The 18,624-nt window shown below is 68.9% G+C and carries 20 protein-coding genes; 11 read left to right on the top strand and 9 right to left on the bottom strand.

All coding sequences use genetic code 11. From position 1 onward, the window contains the following. The first annotated feature begins 59 nt into the window (after positions 1-59). The 4 genes from BN976_RS25855 (at position 60) to mrf (ending at position 4,439) form a co-directional block, all read left to right on the top strand. On the top strand, positions 60-1,256 hold the full coding sequence (locus BN976_RS25855; protein ID WP_011782470.1) for an MFS transporter: 1,197 nt from the start codon (positions 60-62) through the stop codon (positions 1,254-1,256). A 170-nt stretch (positions 1,257-1,426) separates the two neighbouring features. Further along, positions 1,427-2,425 carry a permease gene (locus BN976_RS25850; protein WP_036375303.1) on the top strand — a complete coding sequence of 333 codons (999 nt, stop codon included), beginning with the start codon at positions 1,427-1,429 and terminating at the stop codon, positions 2,423-2,425. After that, entirely contained in the window at positions 2,422-3,138 is a 717-nt protein-coding gene (locus BN976_RS25845; RefSeq protein ID WP_011782472.1) for a TIGR03943 family putative permease subunit, read from the top strand. Before BN976_RS25850 ends, BN976_RS25845 begins: the two co-directional genes overlap by 4 nt. Before the next feature lie 83 nt (positions 3,139-3,221). Next, positions 3,222-4,439, top strand: coding sequence for a ribosome hibernation factor-recruiting GTPase MRF (gene mrf, locus BN976_RS25840; protein WP_036375296.1), 1,218 nt, complete (start codon positions 3,222-3,224; stop codon positions 4,437-4,439). Here the strand turns inward: mrf and BN976_RS25835 are convergent. Beyond that, positions 4,426-4,701: a type B 50S ribosomal protein L31 gene (locus BN976_RS25835; protein ID WP_011782474.1), complete on the bottom strand. Its 276-nt coding sequence runs from the start codon at positions 4,699-4,701 to the stop codon at positions 4,426-4,428. The two genes, mrf and BN976_RS25835, sit on opposite strands and share 14 nt — an antisense overlap. A gap of 122 nt (positions 4,702-4,823) precedes the next feature. Here BN976_RS25835 and BN976_RS34820 point away from each other — a divergent pair, with 122 nt between their 5' ends. From BN976_RS34820 to BN976_RS25820, 3 genes are read left to right on the top strand one after another with little or no spacing between them, the layout of a single operon-like run. Continuing rightward, positions 4,824-5,084: an ANTAR domain-containing protein gene (locus BN976_RS34820; RefSeq protein ID WP_011782475.1), complete on the top strand. Its 261-nt coding sequence runs from the start codon at positions 4,824-4,826 to the stop codon at positions 5,082-5,084. Between the two features lie 55 nt (positions 5,085-5,139). Then, a complete protein-coding gene (locus BN976_RS25825) occupies positions 5,140-6,054 on the top strand; it encodes an MBL fold metallo-hydrolase (protein WP_036375294.1) in 915 nt (304 codons plus the stop codon). Further along, entirely contained in the window at positions 6,045-7,286 is a 1,242-nt protein-coding gene (locus tag BN976_RS25820) for an SLC13 family permease (RefSeq protein WP_036375289.1), read from the top strand. Before BN976_RS25825 ends, BN976_RS25820 begins: the two co-directional genes overlap by 10 nt. Here BN976_RS25820 and rlmB read toward each other — a convergent pair. From rlmB to carD, 4 genes are read right to left on the bottom strand one after another with little or no spacing between them, the layout of a single operon-like run. After that, entirely contained in the window at positions 7,283-8,227 is a 945-nt protein-coding gene (gene rlmB, locus BN976_RS25815) for a 23S rRNA (guanosine(2251)-2'-O)-methyltransferase RlmB (RefSeq protein ID WP_011782478.1), read from the bottom strand. The genes BN976_RS25820 and rlmB overlap by 4 nt on opposite strands. Then, the gene (gene cysS, locus BN976_RS25810) at positions 8,228-9,619 is read right to left on the bottom strand and encodes a cysteine--tRNA ligase (RefSeq protein WP_036375286.1); all 1,392 of its coding nucleotides are present in this window, start codon (positions 9,617-9,619) and stop codon (positions 8,228-8,230) included. It abuts the gene before it with no gap. Positions 9,620-9,666: 47 nt separating this feature from the next. Next, positions 9,667-10,155: a 2-C-methyl-D-erythritol 2,4-cyclodiphosphate synthase gene (ispF, locus tag BN976_RS25805; protein WP_011782480.1), complete on the bottom strand. Its 489-nt coding sequence runs from the start codon at positions 10,153-10,155 to the stop codon at positions 9,667-9,669. Between the two features lie 23 nt (positions 10,156-10,178). Next, the gene (gene carD, locus BN976_RS25800) at positions 10,179-10,667 is read right to left on the bottom strand and encodes an RNA polymerase-binding transcription factor CarD (RefSeq protein WP_003930663.1); all 489 of its coding nucleotides are present in this window, start codon (positions 10,665-10,667) and stop codon (positions 10,179-10,181) included. 272 nt (positions 10,668-10,939) lie between these two features. On the opposite strand from carD, the gene BN976_RS25795 reads away from it, so the two are divergent. The 3 genes from BN976_RS25795 to disA all read left to right on the top strand — a co-directional run bounded on the left by BN976_RS25795 (position 10,940) and on the right by disA (position 14,134). Continuing rightward, a complete protein-coding gene (locus BN976_RS25795) occupies positions 10,940-11,527 on the top strand; it encodes a copper chaperone PCu(A)C domain-containing protein (protein ID WP_011782481.1) in 588 nt (195 codons plus the stop codon). A 69-nt stretch (positions 11,528-11,596) separates the two neighbouring features. Next, positions 11,597-12,985, top strand: a complete 1,389-nt coding sequence (gene radA / locus BN976_RS25790) for a DNA repair protein RadA (RefSeq protein WP_036375279.1) — start codon at positions 11,597-11,599, stop codon at positions 12,983-12,985. 27 nt (positions 12,986-13,012) lie between these two features. Further along, entirely contained in the window at positions 13,013-14,134 is a 1,122-nt protein-coding gene (gene disA, locus BN976_RS25785; RefSeq protein WP_011782483.1) for a DNA integrity scanning diadenylate cyclase DisA, read from the top strand. Between the two features lie 2 nt (positions 14,135-14,136). On the opposite strand, the gene BN976_RS25780 is transcribed toward disA, so the two are convergent. Further along, positions 14,137-14,913, bottom strand: a complete 777-nt coding sequence (locus BN976_RS25780; RefSeq protein WP_199559012.1) for a hypothetical protein — start codon at positions 14,911-14,913, stop codon at positions 14,137-14,139. 58 nt (positions 14,914-14,971) lie between these two features. Further along, positions 14,972-15,592, bottom strand: coding sequence for a carbonic anhydrase (locus BN976_RS25775; protein ID WP_011782485.1), 621 nt, complete (start codon positions 15,590-15,592; stop codon positions 14,972-14,974). 28 nt (positions 15,593-15,620) lie between these two features. On the opposite strand from BN976_RS25775, the gene BN976_RS25770 reads away from it, so the two are divergent. Further along, on the top strand, positions 15,621-16,493 hold the full coding sequence (locus BN976_RS25770; RefSeq protein ID WP_036375548.1) for an iron-sulfur binding domain-containing protein: 873 nt from the start codon (positions 15,621-15,623) through the stop codon (positions 16,491-16,493). Here BN976_RS25770 and BN976_RS25765 read toward each other — a convergent pair whose 3' ends face one another. Continuing rightward, positions 16,494-17,396: an RNA polymerase sigma-70 factor gene (locus BN976_RS25765; protein WP_036375276.1), complete on the bottom strand. Its 903-nt coding sequence runs from the start codon at positions 17,394-17,396 to the stop codon at positions 16,494-16,496. Then, positions 17,393-18,580: an NAD(P)/FAD-dependent oxidoreductase gene (locus BN976_RS25760; protein WP_036375273.1), complete on the bottom strand. Its 1,188-nt coding sequence runs from the start codon at positions 18,578-18,580 to the stop codon at positions 17,393-17,395. The genes BN976_RS25765 and BN976_RS25760 overlap by 4 nt, the downstream gene beginning before the upstream one ends. Positions 18,581-18,624: the final 44 nt, after the last annotated feature.

The raw sequence follows: 18,624 nt of genomic DNA, 5'->3' as shown, positions 1-18,624 counted from the left end.
GCGTACGCTCGGCCGGGTTCGATGTCCGTCAAACCTTGCCGATCCGGGAGTGAAGCCGAATGGTGGCGTTCGACCGCTCGATCCCCGACACCCAGCGCTGGGCCTACCCGTTGCTGCTGGTGTTGAGCGGGGTGGCGCTCGGGGTGTCCGGACTGCCTGCACCGCTGTACGGCATCTACGAGACGAACTGGCACCTCTCACCGCTGGCCACCACCGTCGTGTTCGCGGTGTACGCCGTCGCCGCGCTGGCCGCCGTGCTCGTCTCGGGCAGGATCTCCGACGTCGTGGGCCGCAAGCCGGTGCTGGTCGGCGCCCTTGTCGCGCTGCTGATCGGGCTCGGCGTGTTCCTGATCGCCGACAGCATGGCGATGCTGCTGCTGGCCCGCACGATCCACGGGGCGGCGGTGGGCTCGATCGTGGTCGCTGGCGCCGCGGCCCTGCTCGACCTGCGACCCGACCACGGCGTGCGCGCCGGTCAGCTCAGCGGGGTCAGCTTCAACATCGGCATGACCGTGGCGATCCTCGGGTCCGCACTGCTCGCCCAGTACGCCCCGCATCCGCTGCGCACGCCGTACGCGGTCGTCGCGGTGATCTGCCTGGTCGTCGGTGTCGGAGTGCTGGCGCTGCGCGAACCGCACACCGCCCGCACCCGCGGCCCGATCCGGATCGCCAGACCCGCCGTCCCTGCGGAGATCCGCGCCGACTTCTGGTTCTCCGCGCTGGGCGCGATGGCGTCGTGGTCGGTGCTCGGCGTGCTCCTGTCGCTGTATCCGTCGCTGGCGGCGCGCCAGACCCACATCGACAACCTCGTGTTCGGCGGCGCCGTCGTCGGCACCACCGCGTTCGCCGCCGCGCTCGCCCAGTTGGCGGCGACCAGGGTGCCGGCACGATACTCGGCGATCCTCGGCGACGCCGGGATGGCCGCCGCGCTGCTGCTCACCATCCCGGTGCTGCTGACCCATCAATGGCAACTGGTGTTCGTCGCTGCCGCCCTGCTCGGTGCGACGTTCGGGCTCGGCTTCGGAGGCTCACTGCGACACCTGTCCGACGTGGTCCCCGCAGGGAGGCGCGGCGAGACGATGTCGGCGTTCTACCTGCTGGCCTACTCCGCCATGGCGGTGCCCACGCTGATCGCCGGCTGGGCCGCCACACGGTGGGACCTCGCGGCGGTGTTCCCCTGGTTCGCAGGGGTTGTCGCCGCAGCGTGCATGGGCGCGGCAATCGCGGGTGTGCGCAGTGTGCGGCTGGCGCAATAGCTGAGCTGTCGAGTTGATCTCGACGGCCGTTTCTGTGTGGCGAAATCCGAGTCGTTGGAAAACGCGGCACCGGCAAGCACATTCGGACCGCAGCGACCGCAGGCGGAAACCACCTCAGCTTTCGAACTCACCATCGCCATCCGGGATGGGGACGACGCCCCGGTGGCACAATGGCCGCCGTGGCAGTCGGGACACCGTCAACGCGCTACCGACCCAATTCGATGCACGTTCTCGTCATCGCGGTGGTGGGACTCGCACTCGTCGGCGGTATCTTGCGTGGATTCGTCGCGGGCACACCCGGTGTCGCCACCGCTGCCACTGTGTTCTGCGGAATCTTCGTCCAAGCCTTGCCTTTTCTGGCACTCGGAGTGGTGATCAGCGGCGCAGTGGCCGCACTGGTCACCCCGGACCGGTTGGCGCGATGGCTACCCAAGCGGCCGTCCGCGGCAATCCTGGCGGCCGGTGTCGGCGGCTTCGCGCTACCCGGGTGCGAATGCGGTTCGGTACCCATCGCCCGCCGGTTGTTCGGCGAGGGCACCGTCGGGGCAGCGGCTTTGACATTCATGCTGGCCGCACCCGCGATCAACCCCGTCGTCCTGGTGGCCACCGCAGTAGCCTTTCCCGGCGAACCCGGCATGGTCGTCGCGCGCTGCGCGGCGTCGCTCATCACCGCGCTCATCATGGGCGGGCTCTGGGCGCGATTCGGCCTGCCACGCTGGATCACCCGCCGCGTCCCGCACGAGCATTCGACCGGTGGCTCCCGCTGGACGGCCTTTTCCGAGGCGGCGCGGCACGATTTCCTGCAGGCGAGTTCGTTCCTCGTCGTGGGAGCGGCAGCCGCCGCGGCGCTGCATTTGCTGGTCCCAGCCTGGATGTTCGAGCATCTCGCCGGTCAACTCCTGCTCGGCATCGCAGTGATGGCGCTGCTCGCAGTGGTGCTGGCGCTGTGCTCCGAAGCCGACGCGTTCGTCGCCGCCAGCCTGTCGATGCTGCCGCTGCTGCCCCGCCTGGTGTTTCTCGTGGTCGGACCCGCCGTCGATATCAAACTGTTCGCAATGCAAGTGGGGATGTTCGGACGCGCCTTCGCCATTCGGTTCGCGCCGGTGACGTTCGTCGTCGCGACGGCGACGGCGACGATCGTCGGACTTCTCGTGCTGGGAAATCGATGAACCGCGAAACCGAGAATGCCCTGCTGCTGCTCGTCGGGGTGAGCGCCGCGCTCATCACTTTCAGCGGCGCCTACACCCGCTACGTGAAACCCTCACTGCAGCCGTGGTTGTTGGCCTCGGCAGCCCTACTCATCACATTGGCGGTGGTCTCCATCGTCAGAGATGTCCGCCGGGGTGGCCACACCGAAGCCACACACGGCGGCCATGAGCACCGGTCGGGAATCGTCTGGTTGCTTCTGGTCCCGGTTGCGTTGCTGGCGTTCATTGTTCCGCCTGCCATCGGTCCGCTGACCGCGCGCACTTCGGTCACCGCGATCTCCACCGATGTGCTCCGGAGACCGTTTCCTCCGCTGTCCGACGAGCGTGCTCCGGAGATCTCGCTTCCCGACCTGCTCATCCGAATCGCACAGGACTCCGCAGGCACGCTCGACGATCGGGTCGTCAGCGTCACCGGATTCACGATCAAGGACGGTGCCCGTACCGATCTCGGACGGGTGGTCATTCTGTGCTGCGCCGCTGACGCCCAGCTGGCCAGGATCGTCCTCGGCGGACCGGCGGCCACCTCGGCGGGCAACCTTCCCGACGGCACCTGGGTCCGGGTTGAGGGCAAGGTCCCAGCCGGACAAAGCGATTCGTCGCGCAGCTTCATACCGCAGCTGGATGTCACGGTCGTCGAGCAGATCGATCCACCCGAGAACACCTACAGCTACTGACCGAGCTCGGTTTCCCACGTGAGGCGCGACAGCGTAATCTGCACCCGAGTGTTAATGGAAATGATTTTCGTTAGGGTTGGGTTGTGAATCGGACACCGGTGCTCCTCGTCTCCGGCCAGGAATTGACGGACCAGATCAGTGAAGCCCTGCTCCACAAGTCGGGCACCCTTGTGGTCAGACACCGCTTCGACGGACAAGTCGTGCTGCGGTCGGTCTGCATCCGCCGAGGCGACGAACCACACACCTCGCAGTGGCCGATCGAGCTCATGAACTGCTGCGTCGACTGCACGATCAGAAGCGACCTGCTCGTCCTGTTGCGCCGGTTGCACCGCCGTGATGACGTGAGCCGCGTCGTCGTTCACCTTCCCCCGTGGCTGGAGCCAGAACCGCTCTGCTGGGACATCAACAACGTCGACGTGGTGGTGGGACCCGGGTATATCGACGGACCCGCCGCCCGCGACGTGCGAATCGAGGCGGTGATCACCACCGTGGCCACCGGGCAATGGCTGACCGATGCCCTGGGCGCCGACGTCCTCGACGATGGCCGGACCGTTGCCCAAGTGGTGGTGGGACAGGCCGAGTTCGCCGACGTGCTGCTGCTATCGGCACCCGACCGCACGACGCAGGCGGTACTTCACCGACTCGCACCCCGGGCTCAGATCATCACCGGCACCGAACAACTGAGCTCGGCACTTGATGCGCTGAGCGACAGCGCACGGCGTGGCGCGGACCATGACCCGCACGAGCCTCTGCTCTCCGGCGAGCCTCCGCTGGTCGCCGAGCACGGCGTGAAGCTCGTTGAATTCCAGGCGATCCGGCCGTTTCACCCGCTTCGCCTGCACCGGGCAATCGATGACCTTCTCGACGGTGTAGTCCGACTGCGCGGACGTGCCTGGCTGGCAAGTCAACCCGACGTTGTGCTGTGGATCGAATCGGCCGGCGGCGGACTGCGCGTGGGCCATGCCGGCGAGTGGCTGGCCGCCTCGGCGATTGACGAACCGGCCGACCCCGACCCCGAACGCGCGGTGTTGGCCAGCCTGCGATGGGACGAGCAGTTCGGCGACCGTCACATCTCTCTGACCGCACTCATCTGCGGGGCCGACCCCGAGGCCGTCACCGCCTCACTTTCCGCAGCGCTGCTCACCGACGATGAACTTTCCCGGCCCGACCTGTGGGCACACTGGGAAGACCCGTTCGGGGAATGGCATGAAGACCCCTGCGAGGGCCTCGACAAGGCGGACGGGGCCGCCACCCGCGACCGGCCCGACGAGGGCGACCCCACCGGCTTCAGTCGGAGCTAGCACCCGATTTGCGAGAGCCGTATCGCCGACGGAACTTCTCGACCTGTCCGGCCGCATCGACGATTCGACGACTGCCGGTCCAGAACGGATGTGAATCCGACGTGACCTCGACGACGACAAGCGGATATTCGCGAACACCCTCGGACGTTTCCCATTCGACGGTTCGCGCGCTCGTCAACGTGGATCGGGTGAGGAACTGCTTGCCGGTGTTCGCGTCCTGGAAGACGACCGGGTGGTAGTCGGGGTGGATTCCTGGCTTCATGTGCACCTTCCACTGTCGTTATTGAAAACCATTTCCATTAATACGCTTCCGAGGGTACAGTGACAACCCGAACGGCCCGAACGGGCTTCCCCCGCGCCGATCCAGAGGAGGTGCCCTTCCCGATGCATGCGCCGCTGCACCCAGATCTCCTGTCCCGTAGAAGCATTGATGTTGCGGTCGGTATCCTCATGGCCCTGCGCCGCTGCTCCGAAGATCAGGCTTTCGCAGAGATCGCTGCCGCCGCGCACCGTATGGGCCTTCCCCTCGGCGAGGTCACCAGAGCGCTTATCGCCGTCGCCGATGCCCACAGCGGGCACACATCACACCGTGATGAGGCGCTGCGAATCTGGGGCGAACTGTTTTCCGAGCACCCCCGGCGATAGCTTCGGCCGGCTGCAACTGTCGCCCCCTTCGCAGTGGTCCACCTAGGGTGACCAGATGCGCCTCAAGCTCGGCCGGCCTGACTTGCAGGCCTACTCCGCGTACTTCGACCTACCCCCGGCCCCGCCCGGCGCGCCGGTGACGGTGACGTGGGCGGGAGTGACCACACTTCTGGTCGACGACGGCGAATCCGCGGTGATGACCGACGGGTTCTTCTCCCGACCGAGCCATCTGAGCGTCGCCGCCCGGCCGCTGAGGTCGTCGCGATCCCGTATCGACGATGCTCTGTCCCGGCTCGGTGTGCGGCGCCTGGATGCGGTCACCCCGGTGCACACCCATTACGACCACGCGATGGACTCCGCGGTGGTGGCCGACCTGACCGGGGCCCGGCTGATCGGCGGGCGGTCGGCGGCCGCGATCGGCCGCGGGCACGGGCTGGACCGCGTCGACGTCGTCGCCCCGGCCGAGACCGTGTCAGTAGGCAGCTACGACATCACCCTCGTCGAGGGCAGCCACTGCCCGCCGGACCGGTTTCCCGGCACGATCACGGCACCGGTCACCCCGCCGGCGCGGGTTTCGGCCTACCGGTGCGGGGAGGCGTGGTCGACACTGGTGCACCACCGCCCCACCGGAGTGGGACTGCTCGTCGTCGGCAGTGCCGGTTTCGTACCTGACGCGCTCGCCGGTCGCCGCGCCGACGTGGTCTACCTCGGGGTCGGACAGCTGGGCCTGCAGCCGGAGGGGTACCTGGTCGACTACTGGACGCAGACCGTGCGGACCGTCGGCGCGCGCCAGGTGGTCCTGATCCACTGGGACGACTTCTTCCGGCCGCTCGACAAACCGTTGCGCGCCTTGCCGTTCGCCGTCGACGACCTCGACGTCTCGATGCGTGTGTTGTCCCGGCTCGCCGCCGAGGACGGGGTCGGTCTACACCTGCCCACGCTGTGGCAGCCTGCCGCTCCATGGAGTTGATCCTCTCCGTCGCCACCCTCGCCTCGGTTCTCGCGTTCGCCCTGCTGCGCCCGCACCGCTGGCCCGAGGCCGTCGTCGCCGTCCCGGCCGCTGGTCTGGTCATCGCGAGCGGCGCCATCTCCTGGGACGACGCCGTGGCCGAGGCCGGCCGCCTGGCGCCCGTGGTCGGCTTCCTGGCCGCCGTGCTGGTGCTGGCCCGGCTGTGCGATGACGTCGGGCTGTTCCACACCGCCGGGGTGATGATGGCGCGGGCCACCTCCGGTGGCCAAACTCGCTTGCTGGCTTCGGTTTTCGCGATCGCGGCGGGTGTGACAGCAATACTGAGCCTGGACGCCACCGTCGTCCTGCTGACCCCGGTGGTACTGGCCACCGCGCGCACGCTGGCCGTCCCGCCCCGCCCCCACGCCTATGCCACCGCTCACCTGGCCAACAGCGCGTCGCTGCTGCTGCCGGTGTCGAACCTGACCAACCTGCTGGCGTTCGGAGCCGCGGGGCTGTCCTTTCTACATTTCGCCGCGGCCATGTCGCTGCCCTGGCTGGCCGCCATCGCGGTCGAGTTCGTGTTGTTGCGTTGGTTTTTCGCGAAGGATCTGGCGGTGGAACCCCGGCGCGCTGCGGTCACCGAGCCGGTCGAGGTGCCGGTCTTCGCGCTGGTGGTCCTCGGCCTGACGCTGCTCGGGTTCGCCGTGACCTCGCTGTTGGGCCTCTCGCCGGCCTGGGCGGCGCTGGCGGGCGCGCTGGTGCTGGGCGTGCGTGCGCTGGCCACGCGGCACACCACCGTCACCCGGATCGCCGCGGCGGCCGACGTGCCGTTCCTCATCTTCGTGCTCTGCCTGGGCGTCGTCGTCGCCGCGGTGATGCGCAACGGACTCGAGTCGGCGATGCGCGACGCGATACCCGAGGGCCAGGGCCTGGCCGCGCTGCTCGGGATCGCCGCGGTGGCCGCGGTGCTGTCCAACGTCGTCAACAATCTGCCCGCGGTACTGGTACTGCTCCCCCTGGCCACACCCATAGGGCCCGCCGCGGTGCTGGCGGTGCTGATCGGGGTGAACATCGGACCCAACCTCACGTATGTCGGATCACTGGCGAACCTGCTGTGGCGCAGCGTGGTACGCCGGGACATGCGCGTCGGTTTCGCCGAGTTCAGCCGCGTCGGCCTGGTGACCGCACCGCTCACGCTGGTGGCCGCGGTGCTCGGACTGTGGGCCTGGATCCAGCTGTTCGGGCTCTAAGCGGAACGCCGCTGCCTGGCGATCTCGGCGAGCACCACACCCGCGGCGACCGACGCGTTGAGCGACTCGGTCGGCCCGGCCATCGGGATCGACACCACCGCGTCGCAGTTCTCCCGCACCAGCCTCGACAGGCCCTTGCCCTCCGAGCCGACCACCACCACGATCGGGCCGGCTCCGTCGATCTGGTCGACCGTGGTGTCGCCGTCGGCGTCGAGCCCGACCACCTGCAACCCGGCGTCGGCCCACTGTTTGAGCGCGCGGGTGAGGTTGGTCGCCCGCGCGACCGGCGTCCGCGCCGCCGCGCCCGCGCTGGTGCGCCACGCGACCGCGGTGACCGAGGCCGACCTGCGCTGCGGGATCAGCACCCCGTGCCCGCCGAACGCGGCCACCGAGCGGACGATCGCCCCGAGGTTGCGCGGGTCGGAGATGTTGTCCAGCGCGACCAACAGCGCCGGCATCGCATCGGACTTCGCCTCGGCGAGCAGATCGTCGGGGTGCGCGTAGTTGTACGGCGGCACCTGCAACGCGATGCCCTGGTGCATGCCGTTGGCCGCGATCCGGTCCAGGTCGTGGCGCGGCACCTCGAGGATCGCGATGCCCTTGTCGGCCGCGATCTGCACCGACTCGGTGAGACGCTCGTCGGAGTCGGCCCCGAGGGCGACGTAGAGAGCCGTCGCCGGAACGCCCGCGCGCAGGCACTCGAGCACCGGGTTGCGGCCGAGGACGATCTCGGTGTCGTCGGTCTTCTTGTGCCTGCCCTGGGCCTGTCGTGCCGCCTTGGCGGCCCGCTTGCCGGCAGGGTGGTGCGGGCGCTGGTGCGCCGGGGGCGTCGCGCCCTTGCCCTCCAGCCCGCGCCTGCGGACGCCGCCGGAGCCGACGGTCGGCCCCTTCTTGGTACCGGCCTTGCGCACCGCGCCGCGCCGCTGTGAATTGCCCGCCATCTACTTGTCCGTTCCGTCCAGAAGTGACCATTGGGGACCGTCGGCGGTGTCGGTCACCTCGATACCCGCCTCCTTGAGGCGGTCGCGGATGGCGTCGGCTTCGGCCCAGTCGCGCCGGGCCCTTGCGTCTTCCCGGCGTTGGACCTCGGCCTGCACCAGCACGTCGACGGCGGCCAGCGCCGCGGAGGTCTCGTCGCGGGACTCCCAGCGCTCGTCGAGCGGGTCGGCGCCCAGGATGCCCATCATCGCGCGAATCGACATGGCGTGGGTCAGCGCGGTGTCGTGATCACCCGCATCCAGCGCCCGGTTGCCTTCGGCGCGCGCGGCGTGCACCTCGGCCAGCGCGGCGGGCACGGCCAGATCGTCGTCGAGGGCGGCGCCGAACTTCGGCGTCCACTCGCCCGGCACCACCGCGCCGACGCGGGTGCGGACCCGGTGCAGGAAGTCCTCGATACCGGCGTAGGCCTTCGCGGCGTCCTGCAGCGCCGTCTCGGAGAACTCCAGCATCGACCGGTAGTGCGCGCTACCCAGGTAGTACCGCAGCTCGGCAGCCCGAACTCGTTGCAGCACAGCGGGAATCGCGAGCACGTTGCCCAGCGACTTGCTCATCTTCTCGCCGCCCATGGTGACCCAACCGTTGTGCAGCCAGAACCGGGCGAAGCCGTCACCGGCGGCCTCGGCCTGCGCGATCTCGTTCTCGTGGTGCGGGAACACCAGATCCATGCCGCCGGCGTGGATGTCGAACGCGGCGCCCAGGTAGGACTCGCACATCGCCACACATTCGGTGTGCCAGCCGGGACGGCCGCGGCCCCACGGCGTCGGCCACGACGGCTCGCCGGGTTTCGCGCCCTTCCACAGCGTGAAGTCCCGCTGATCGCGCTTGCCCGTCGCCACGCCCTCGCCCTGGTGCACGTCGTCGATCCGGTGACCGGAGAGCTTGCCGTAGTCCGGCAGGGTCGCCACGCTGAAATAGACGTCGCCGTCCCCGGTGTAGGCGTGACCGCGCTCGATCAGCCGCTCGATCAACTCGACCATCTGGGTGATGTGCCCGGTCGCCCGCGGCTCCGCCGACGGCGGCAACACGCCGAGCGCGTCGTAGGCGGCGGTGAACGCCCGCTCGTAGGTGGCCGCCCACTCCCACCACGGGCGGCCCGCATCGGCCGCCTTGTGGAGGATCTTGTCGTCGATGTCGGTGACGTTGCGGATGAACGCCACGTCGAAGCCCTTGGCGGTCAGCCAGCGCCGCAGCACGTCGAACGCGACGCCGCTGCGGACGTGCCCGATGTGGGGCAGGCCCTGGACAGTCGCGCCGCACAGGTAGATGGACACGTGGCCGGGCCGCAGTGGCACGAAGTCGCGCACACCACCAGACAAGGTGTCATAGAGCCGCATGACAGCTGCGGGGCTTTCGGTCACGACCGGCCAGCTTACCGGCCGTTTCAGCCTTTACCCTCATCGCCAACGACCAGGGCCGTGGCGATGGCCGCCAGCCCCTCTCCGCGCCCAGTCAAACCCAGACCGTCGGTCGTGGTCGCAGACACCGACACGGGGGCGCCGAGAATGCCGGAGAGGACCCGCTGCGCCTCCGCACGGCGGGGTCCGATCTTCGGTCGGTTGCCGATGACCTGCACGGCGGCGTTGCCCACGCGCAGCCCTTCGGCCGTCATCATCGAATGGACGTGCCGCAGCATGTCCGCGCCGCTGACTCCCCGCCACTGCGGCAGACCGGTGCCGAACACCTCGCCGATATCGCCCATGCCCGCTGCGGACAGCAACGCGTCACACAGGGCATGGGCAGCGACGTCGCCGTCCGAATGACCGGCACAGCCGTCTGCGTCGTCGAACAACAGACACAGCAGCCAGCACGGACGACCGGCCTCGATGGGATGTACGTCGGTACCGAGCCCGACGCGGATACTCGGCAACATCACCGCCGCATCAAGAGGTGCGGTCAGGACGCTGCAGCGAGTACTTCGTCCAGAATCGTCGAGGCCTTGGCGTCATCGGTGTTCTCGGCGAGCGCGAGCTCACCCACCAGAATCTGCCGAGCCTTGGCCAGCATCCGCTTCTCGCCAGCGGACAGCCCACGCTCCTGATCGCGGCGCCACAGGTCACGGACGACCTCGGCGACCTTGTTCACGTCACCGGAGGCCAGCTTCTCCAGATTGGCCTTGTACCGACGCGACCAGTTGGTCGGCTCTTCGGTGTGCGGGGCGCGCAGCACCTGGAAGACCTTGTCCAGACCCTCCTGTCCGACGACATCACGCACACCCACGTACTCTGCGTTATCTGCGGGAACACGAACGGTGAGATCTCCCTGCGACACCTTCAGGACGAGGTATTCCTTCTGCTCGCCTTTGATGGTCCGGGTTTCGATCGCCTCGATCAACGCAGCACCGTGGTGTGGATAGACGACGGTGTCTCCGACCTTAAAAATCATCAGTTCCGAGCCCCTTTCACCCCTCGATCTTAACACGCGCCGCCAGCGGGCGCGGATCAACAATGCAGGTCAGGGGCACCGACAGCGAACACTAGGGGTTGACAGGCCAGCGAATACGTGCATCGTGAGCGGTTCCGGCGGGCTTATTTTCGACCCTTTTCCAACCCGCCACGACCTCGGCTACCGCGCCGATTCATCACCTACTACTGTGCATAGTCGAACGACGGTGCCCGGCGGGAAAGTCATACCGCCGGCTGAGCAGGAGGCCCCCAGTGAAACCCTTCAATCGGCGCTCTTCTGTCCTCACCACGCTGGCGGCCTGTGGCCTGGCCGCATCGGTCGTGCTGAGCGGCTGCAGCGCCGGTCAGGTCTCCCAGACCGCGACGCAGGAGCCCGCAGTCAACGGCACCAGCGCCACGGCGGGCCCCATCGCGTTGCGCAACGTCCACATCCGCGCCGACCAGACCAAGGACTACGTGCAGCCGGGCACCGAGGTGGAGCTGATCTTCGTCGCGGCGAACACGTCCCCCGACGTCGCCGACAAACTGGTCTCGATCACGTCCGACATCGGCTCCGTGACGCTGACCGGCGACGGCGAGGTGCCCGTGAACGGCGTGCTGGTGGTCGGTTCACCCGACGGCCAGATCACGCCGCTGGAGAGCATCGAGCCCGCCGACGCGGCCGAGGCGAAGGTGGAGCTGAGCAAGCCCATCACCAACGGCCTGACTTACGACTTCACCTTCAAGTTCGAGAACGCCGGCGAGACCATCGTCGCGGTGCCCATCTCGGCCGGTGAGGCGCCGCGCCGCGAAGAGGCCGCAGGATCGGGCGGCTCCGCGGGCGAGGGCGGCGGGCACTAGACCCGTCCCCTGCCCGACACGGTTGCGTAGCGCCCCGGTTCTGTCGGTCGTGGCGGCTACCGTCAGCCCGTGGCCCGGACAAATTCGAAAACACGTTCGCAGTTCCGTTGTTCGGAATGCCACCATGTCATGCCCAAGTGGGTGGGCCGCTGCCCCGATTGCGGCACGTGGGGCACAGTCAACGAAGTCGCGCTGACCGCGGTCGGGGGTTCGGCGACCCGGCGCGCGGTGGCGCCCGCCTCCCCCGCCGTGCCCATCAGCTCGATCGATCCGGGCAGCACCCGGCACTTCCACACCGGGATCAGCGAACTCGACCGGGTGCTCGGCGGCGGCCTGGTGCCGGGGTCGGTGACCCTGCTCGCGGGTGATCCGGGGGTCGGCAAGTCGACGCTGCTGCTGGAGGTGGCGCACCGCTGGGCGTCGAAGGGCCGCCGCGCGCTGTACCTGTCGGGTGAGGAGTCGGCCGGGCAGATCCGGCTGCGGGCCGAGCGCACCGGGTGCAGCCACGACGAGGTGTACCTGGCCGCGGAATCCGATCTGCAGACCGCGCTCGGCCACATCGACGCCGTGCAACCCAGCCTCGTGGTCGTCGACTCGGTGCAGACCATGTCGACCACCGAGGCCGACGGGGTGACGGGCGGGGTCACCCAGGTCCGCGCCGTCACCACCGCGCTGACCATGACCGCCAAGACCACCGGGGTCGCGATGCTGCTCGTCGGGCACGTCACCAAGGACGGGGCGATCGCCGGGCCGCGCTCGCTGGAACACCTCGTCGACGTCGTACTGCACTTCGAGGGCGACCGAGCGTCGGCGCTGAGGATGGTGCGTGGCATCAAGAACCGGTTCGGCGCCGCCGACGAGGTCGGCTGTTTCCTGTTGCACGACAACGGAATCGAATGTGTGTCCGACCCGTCGGGGCTGTTTCTCGACCAGCGGCCGAAGCCGGTTTCGGGCACCGCGGTGACGGTGACCCTGGACGGAAAGCGCCCGATGATCGGCGAGGTGCAGGCGCTGATCGGCTCGCCGGCCAGCGGCAGTCCGCGCCGCGCCGTCAGCGGTATCGACTCCTCGCGCGCAGCCATGATCACGGCTGTGCTGGAGAAGCGCGCGAAGCTGCCGGTCGGCATGAACGACATCTACCTGTCGACGGTCGGCGGTATGCGGCTGACCGATTCGTCGTCGGACCTGGCGGTCGCGCTGTCGATCGCATCGGCGTTCACGGATCTGGCGCTGCCGACGACGGCGATCGCCATCGGTGAGGTCGGGCTCGCCGGTGATCTGCGCCGGGTGACCGGGATGGACCGCCGACTGGCCGAGGCGGCCCGGCTCGGGTTCACCTACGCCGTGGTGCCGTCGGGAGTGACGTCGGCACCGGCCGGTCTTCAGGTGCTACCGGCCGACAACATCACCTCGGCATTGCAGGTGCTACGGCGGATCAGCCAGAATGACGCAAACTGACAGTCCAGGGCAGAGCGTGGAGAAGATGTGGCCGTGAAGTCGTCGTCAGCCCGGGCCGCGCGCACGGTGGTGCCGCTGGTGCGCCCGACGCTGCGGGAGACGATCGCCCGGCTGGCTCCGGGCACACCCCTGCGGGACGGGCTGGAGCGCATCCTGCGCGGCCGGACCGGCGCCCTGATTGTGATCGGCTACGACGACAGTGTCGAGACAATCTGCGACGGCGGCTTCTCGCTCGACGTGCGCTACGCACCGACCCGACTGCGCGAGCTGTCGAAGATGGACGGTGCGGTGGTGCTGTCCAGCGACGGCAGCCGGATCCTTCGCGCGAACGTCCAGCTGGTGCCGGACCCGTCGATCCCCACCGAGGAGTCGGGGACCAGGCACCGGTCGGCCGAGCGGACCGCGATCCAGACCGGCTACCCGGTGATCTCGGTGAGCCACTCGATGAGCATCGTCACCGTCTACGTCGCAGGCGAACGCCACGTGGTCCCGGAGTCGGCGACCATCCTGTCGCGCGCGAACCAGACCATCGACACCCTCGAGCGCTACAAGACGCGGCTCGACGAGGTGAGCAGGCAGCTGTCGATGGCAGAGATCGAGGACTTCGTCACGTTGCGCGACGTGATGACCGTGGTGCAGCGGTTGGAGATGGTGCGCCGGATCAGCCTGGAGATCGACTCCGATGTGGTCGAGCTCGGCACCGACGGACGCCAGCTCAAGCTCCAGCTCGACGAGCTCGTCGGAGACAACGACACCGACCGTGAGCTGCTCGTGCGCGACTACCATGCCAACCCCGACCCGCCGACGTCGGCGCAGGTGACCGCGACGCTGGAGGAGCTCGACGCACTTTCCGACAGCGAACTTCTCGACTTCACCACGCTGGCAAGGGTTTTCGGCTATCCGTCGACTGCCGAGGCGCAGGACTCGGCGATGAGTTCCCGCGGCTACCGGGCGATGTCCGGCATTCCGAGACTGCAGTTCGCCCACGTCGACCTGCTGGTCCGCAACTTCGGGTCACTGCAGGGGCTGCTCGCGGCGACCGCCACCGACCTGCAGTCGGTGGACGGCATCGGCTCGATGTGGGCGCGCCACATCAGGGAGGGCCTGTCCCAGTTGGCCGAGTCGACGATCGCCGACCGCCTCGGCTGAGCTCAGCCGACCGGTCCGGGGACCGGCAGGTGAGGCGCTCCGTCCGCGGGCGCGGGCGGAGGAGCCTGAGCCGGCTGGGCCAGGATGAACGGCACCGTCGCCGATCTCAGATTGCCCAACTGGACCACCAGGTTGTAGGTGCCGGGCCCGATCGGCTGACGGGGCAACGGGCAGTTCGGCGCCGAACCCATACCGGTCCAGGTGACCTCGGTGGTCACCTGCTCCCCGGGCTGGAACGTCTTGATGAGCGTCTCGTTGGACGGCGCGCAGTCCAGGTTCGACCACAGGCGCTGGTTGTCCAGCGAGTACACGTAGGCCGCGAGTACAGCCGCCCCCACGTCCCGCTGACAGGCGACCAGGCCGATGTTGGTGACGACCATGGTGAACTTCGGCTGATCCCCGACGACGTACTGCGGCTGGTTGGTGATGCCCTTGACCGCCAGCGTGGAGTCGGGGCAGTCGTCCCCCTCCTTGAGGATCGGCGGCGGCACCACCGCGGCCGTCGGCGTCGGGGTGGGCGGCGGCGCCTGCTGCGCCGGCGGCTGGATCGGCGATTTGACCTCGGGGTTCTCGCCGGGCAGCGGTGGCGGGGCGGCCTCGGCCGCCGGTGCCGCCGACTCGTTCGCCGTCGGCTGCTCGTTGCTCGTGCTGTTCATCACCACGACCGCGACCACAGCGACGACGATGCCGATGACCAGCGCGGCGATACCGAGCGCAAGCGCCCTGCGGCGCCAGTAAATCTGCCTGGGCAGCGGCCCATGTGGTTCTAGATCCAGCACAACATCACGGTAAGGCCAGGTCACGCCGCGTTGTCCGACGTGACCCGGCGTGTCGCGGTCAGGCTTCGCCGATGTCACCGATATGGTCGCGCAGCACGGCCTTCCCGTCGGCCAGCTGATACGTCAGCCCGACGATCGCCAGCTTCCCGTCCCGCACCGCCTCGGCGATCGCGGTGGACCGACTGAGCAGCTGCTTGCCGGTCTCGGTGACATGGCGCGCCTCGAACTCGTCGACACGGGTCAGCCCGTCCCGACGGCCCAGCAGGATCGACGGCATCACCCGCTCGACGATGTCGCGGATGTATCCGCCGGGCACCTCGCCCTCGTCGAGCGCCGCCAGCGTCGCCCCTACCGCCCCACAACTGTCGTGTCCGAGCACCACGATCAGCGGCACGTGGAGCACCGAGACGGCGTACTCGATCGATCCGAGCACGGCGCCGTCGATCACGTGACCGGCGGTGCGGACCACGAACATGTCGCCCAGCCCCTGGTCGAAGATGATCTCCGCGGCGACGCGGCTGTCGCCGCACCCGAAGACCACGGCTGTCGGCTTCTGCGCCGCGGCCAGGCTGGTGCGGCGCTCGATGCTCTGGCTGGGATGTTCGGGCTTGCCTGCGACGAAGCGCTCGTTACCCTCCTTGAGTGCTTTCCACGCGGTCAAAGGGTTGGTGTTGGGCATGGTCGTCATTCTGCCCCAACCAGTGCCGATGATCGATCCCGATGCGCTGCTCGACTGGTACGAGCACGCCCAACGCGACCTGCCGTGGCGCCGGCCGGGTGTCTCGGCGTGGCAAATCCTGGTCAGCGAGTTCATGCTGCAGCAGACCCCGGTGGCCCGTGTTGAGCCGATCTGGCTGGACTGGATCGCGCGCTGGCCGACGCCGTCGGCGACGGCGGCCGCCGGCCCGGCCGACATCCTGCGGGCATGGGGCAAGCTCGGGTATCCGCGGCGGGCCAAGCGGCTGCACGAGTGCGCCACCGTGATCGCGACCGACCACGACGACACGGTGCCCGACGACGTCGAAACGCTGCTGACACTGCCCGGGATCGGGACCTACACCGCACGCGCGGTCGCGTGCTTCGCCTACCGGCAGCGGGTTCCCGTGGTGGACACCAACGTTCGTCGGGTGGTGGCGCGCGCGGTCCACGGCCTGGCCGACGCCGGATCCCCGTCGTCCCGCGACCTCGGTGACGTCGAGACACTGCTGCCCGCCGACGACACCGCACCCCGATTCTCGGTGGCGCTCATGGAGTTCGGCGCGACGGTGTGCACGGCCCGCGCCCCGCGGTGCGGTGTGTGCCCGCTGCAGAGGTGCGCGTGGCGCGCGCGAGGGTTCCCGGCAGGCACCGGCCCGGCACGCCGGGCGCAGAAATACGCGGGTACCGACCGTCAGGCCCGCGGACGCCTGCTGGATGTGTTGCGCGGCAGCGATTCTCCGGTGACCCGAGCCGAGCTCGACGTGGCGTGGACGACCGACACCGCCCAGCGCGACCGGGCGCTGGACTCGCTGCTCGTCGACGGGCTGGTGGAGCAGACCGCCGACGGCCGGTTCGCGCTGTGCGGCGAGGCGGGATCCTGACTAACGGGTGATCTTCCGTGGGATGGTGATGCCCGTCAGTTTGTCCGGATTCCGCATCGCGTACAGGTTGGTGATCTTGTCGTCGACCACCTCGAACAGCAGGACTCCCTCCAGGTGGTCTTCGGTGTAGACGACCACCGCGGGCGCGCTGTTGTACACCGCTGTCTCGAGCCGCATCTGTGGCGTCTTCCTGACCACCTGGAAAACCCGGGCCATGATTGCCGCCACCTTGCGCGCCCCGGCCACGGGCCTGCGGACGGCTGTGGCCTTTCCGCCGTGGTCTGCGGTCCAGGTCGCACCGGGTGCCAGCATCGACACCAGTTCCTCCATGTCACCGGTGGCCGCAGCGGTCAGGAACTGCTCGGTGATCTGTGTGGTCCTGCGCGAGTCCACGGGACCGAACCGCTTGCGTCGCGCATGCACGTGTTCCTTTGCGCGGTGCGCGATCTGGCGGACCGCCTGTGTCGACCGGCCGACCGCCCCGGCGATCTCGTCGTAGTCGAAGCCGAACACCTCACGCAGCACGAAAACCGCCCTCTCGTCGGGCGTGAGGGTCTCGAGCAGAACCAACATCGCCATCGAGACCGACTCGGCCAGCACGATGTCGGCGGACGCGTCACGCTCGTCGAGCAGCAGCGGCTCCGGCAGCCAGGGACCGACATACTCCTCACGCCGACGCGACCGGGCACGCAGCGCGTTGAGCGCCTCGCGGGTCACCAGCTGGGCGAGGTATGACTTCGTATCGCGCACGGTTGCGAGGTCTACGTCGGCCCACCGCAGATAGCTGTCCTGCAGCACGTCTTCGGATTCAGTTGCGCTGCCCAGTATTTCGTAGGCGATGGTGAACAGCAGCGGCCGCAGGACGGTGAACCGCTCACCGTGCTCGTCCGTTGAGGCCGTCACGACTGCGTGACCGCCCTCGGACGCACCGCCGGCTGCCCTGGGCGTGGCCCGCCCTTGAACCAGATTGCCGAACCAGGTTTGCGGGCCCCGCGGCGCAGCCCCCACAGCGTGCCCTTGCAGATCGCCTCCTTGAGCGAGCCCCCAACCCGCCCGCCGATGTAGACCGACACCGGAGAGTCGTCCTTGCGGGCGAACTGCAGGATCCCGGTCCGCCGGCCCAGGCTGACGCACGACCCCGCGAACGCGTAGTCGAAATCCGAGGGTTGCTCGCCGGCGATCCGGCTCAACACGGTGTTGGCCGCCTGTGGGCCGAGCTGCGAGGCCGATGCGCAGCACATCCTCAGCGGCGCGCCCGACGGCGCCGCACAGTCACCAGCCGCCACGATTCGCGGGTCGTCGACGCTGGTCAGGGTCTCGTCGGTGAGCAGCCTCCCGATGTCGTCGGTGGCCAGCCCGCTGACGGCAGCGAGGTCTGGCACACCGAACCCGGTGGTCCAGACGGTCAATGCGCTCGGGCGCACCGCTCCGTCTGCGAACACCACCGCGCCGGCACGAACCTCGGCGACTGTGTCGGACTCGAGTACGGCGACCCCGTGCCGCCGCAGCCACCTGGCGGCCGACCTGCGACCCGCTGCGGAGAACGTCGGGAGCAGCCCGCCGCCGCACACCAGCGTCACGTTGCGGCCGGCCTCGGCGAGCTCGGCGGCGGTTTCGGTGCCGGTCAGCCCGGCGCCCACCACGGTGACCGGCGCCGCGGGATGCAGGTCGTCGAGCGCGGCGCGCAGCCGGTCGGCCTGTTCGAGTTCGGCTACCGGATAGGCGAATTCGACCGCCCCGGGCACTCCCGCCGGCGGCGCGCCGGTGCTGCCGACGGCGTAGACGACGTAGTCGTAGTCCAGCTGACGGCCCGACGCGAGCCGCACCTTACGGGCGGCGGTGTCGATGCGGGACGCGCTGTCGACGACGAGCCGGACGCCCTCGCCGAGCAGCGTGCCGTAGTCGACGGTCGCGTCGCGGCCTGCGGCCGCCAACTGATGCAGCCGGATGCGTTCGACGAACTTGGGCCGAGGGTTGACCAGCGTGATGTCGACATCGGAGCGCAGCCGCAGGTGGTTCGCCGCCAGCGTTCCGGAGTAGCCGCCGCCGATGACGACGACCTTCGTGGGTGCATTGTGATCAGTCATGCCCTCTAGACACCGCCCGGTGCCGCCACGTGACAGAAAGTGAC

The organism is Mycolicibacterium austroafricanum, assembly GCF_000612725.1.
Taxonomy (GTDB): Bacteria; Actinomycetota; Actinomycetes; order Mycobacteriales; family Mycobacteriaceae; genus Mycobacterium; species Mycobacterium austroafricanum.
Note: the sequence above shows the minus strand (reverse complement) of the source record. Positions and strands in the feature narration are given on the sequence as shown.

Coding starts and splice junctions, on each gene's coding strand:
- BN976_RS25850 (WP_036375303.1), top strand. CDS start 1,427: ATGGCCGCCGTGGCAGTCGGGACACCGTCAACGCGCTACCGACCCAAT.
- BN976_RS25835 (WP_011782474.1), bottom strand. CDS start 4,701: ATGAAGCCAGGAATCCACCCCGACTACCACCCGGTCGTCTTCCAGGAC.
- BN976_RS25825 (WP_036375294.1), top strand. CDS start 5,140: ATGCGCCTCAAGCTCGGCCGGCCTGACTTGCAGGCCTACTCCGCGTAC.
- BN976_RS34820 (WP_011782475.1), top strand. CDS start 4,824: ATGCATGCGCCGCTGCACCCAGATCTCCTGTCCCGTAGAAGCATTGAT.
- BN976_RS25845 (WP_011782472.1), top strand. CDS start 2,422: ATGAACCGCGAAACCGAGAATGCCCTGCTGCTGCTCGTCGGGGTGAGC.
- BN976_RS25770 (WP_036375548.1), top strand. CDS start 15,621: ATGATCGATCCCGATGCGCTGCTCGACTGGTACGAGCACGCCCAACGC.
- rlmB (WP_011782478.1), bottom strand. CDS start 8,227: ATGGCGGGCAATTCACAGCGGCGCGGCGCGGTGCGCAAGGCCGGTACC.
- BN976_RS25855 (WP_011782470.1), top strand. CDS start 60: ATGGTGGCGTTCGACCGCTCGATCCCCGACACCCAGCGCTGGGCCTAC.
- ispF (WP_011782480.1), bottom strand. CDS start 10,155: ATGTTGCCGAGTATCCGCGTCGGGCTCGGTACCGACGTACATCCCATC.
- carD (WP_003930663.1), bottom strand. CDS start 10,667: ATGATTTTTAAGGTCGGAGACACCGTCGTCTATCCACACCACGGTGCT.
- BN976_RS25820 (WP_036375289.1), top strand. CDS start 6,045: ATGGAGTTGATCCTCTCCGTCGCCACCCTCGCCTCGGTTCTCGCGTTC.
- BN976_RS25775 (WP_011782485.1), bottom strand. CDS start 15,592: ATGCCCAACACCAACCCTTTGACCGCGTGGAAAGCACTCAAGGAGGGT.
- cysS (WP_036375286.1), bottom strand. CDS start 9,619: ATGCGGCTCTATGACACCTTGTCTGGTGGTGTGCGCGACTTCGTGCCA.
- BN976_RS25760 (WP_036375273.1), bottom strand. CDS start 18,580: ATGACTGATCACAATGCACCCACGAAGGTCGTCGTCATCGGCGGCGGC.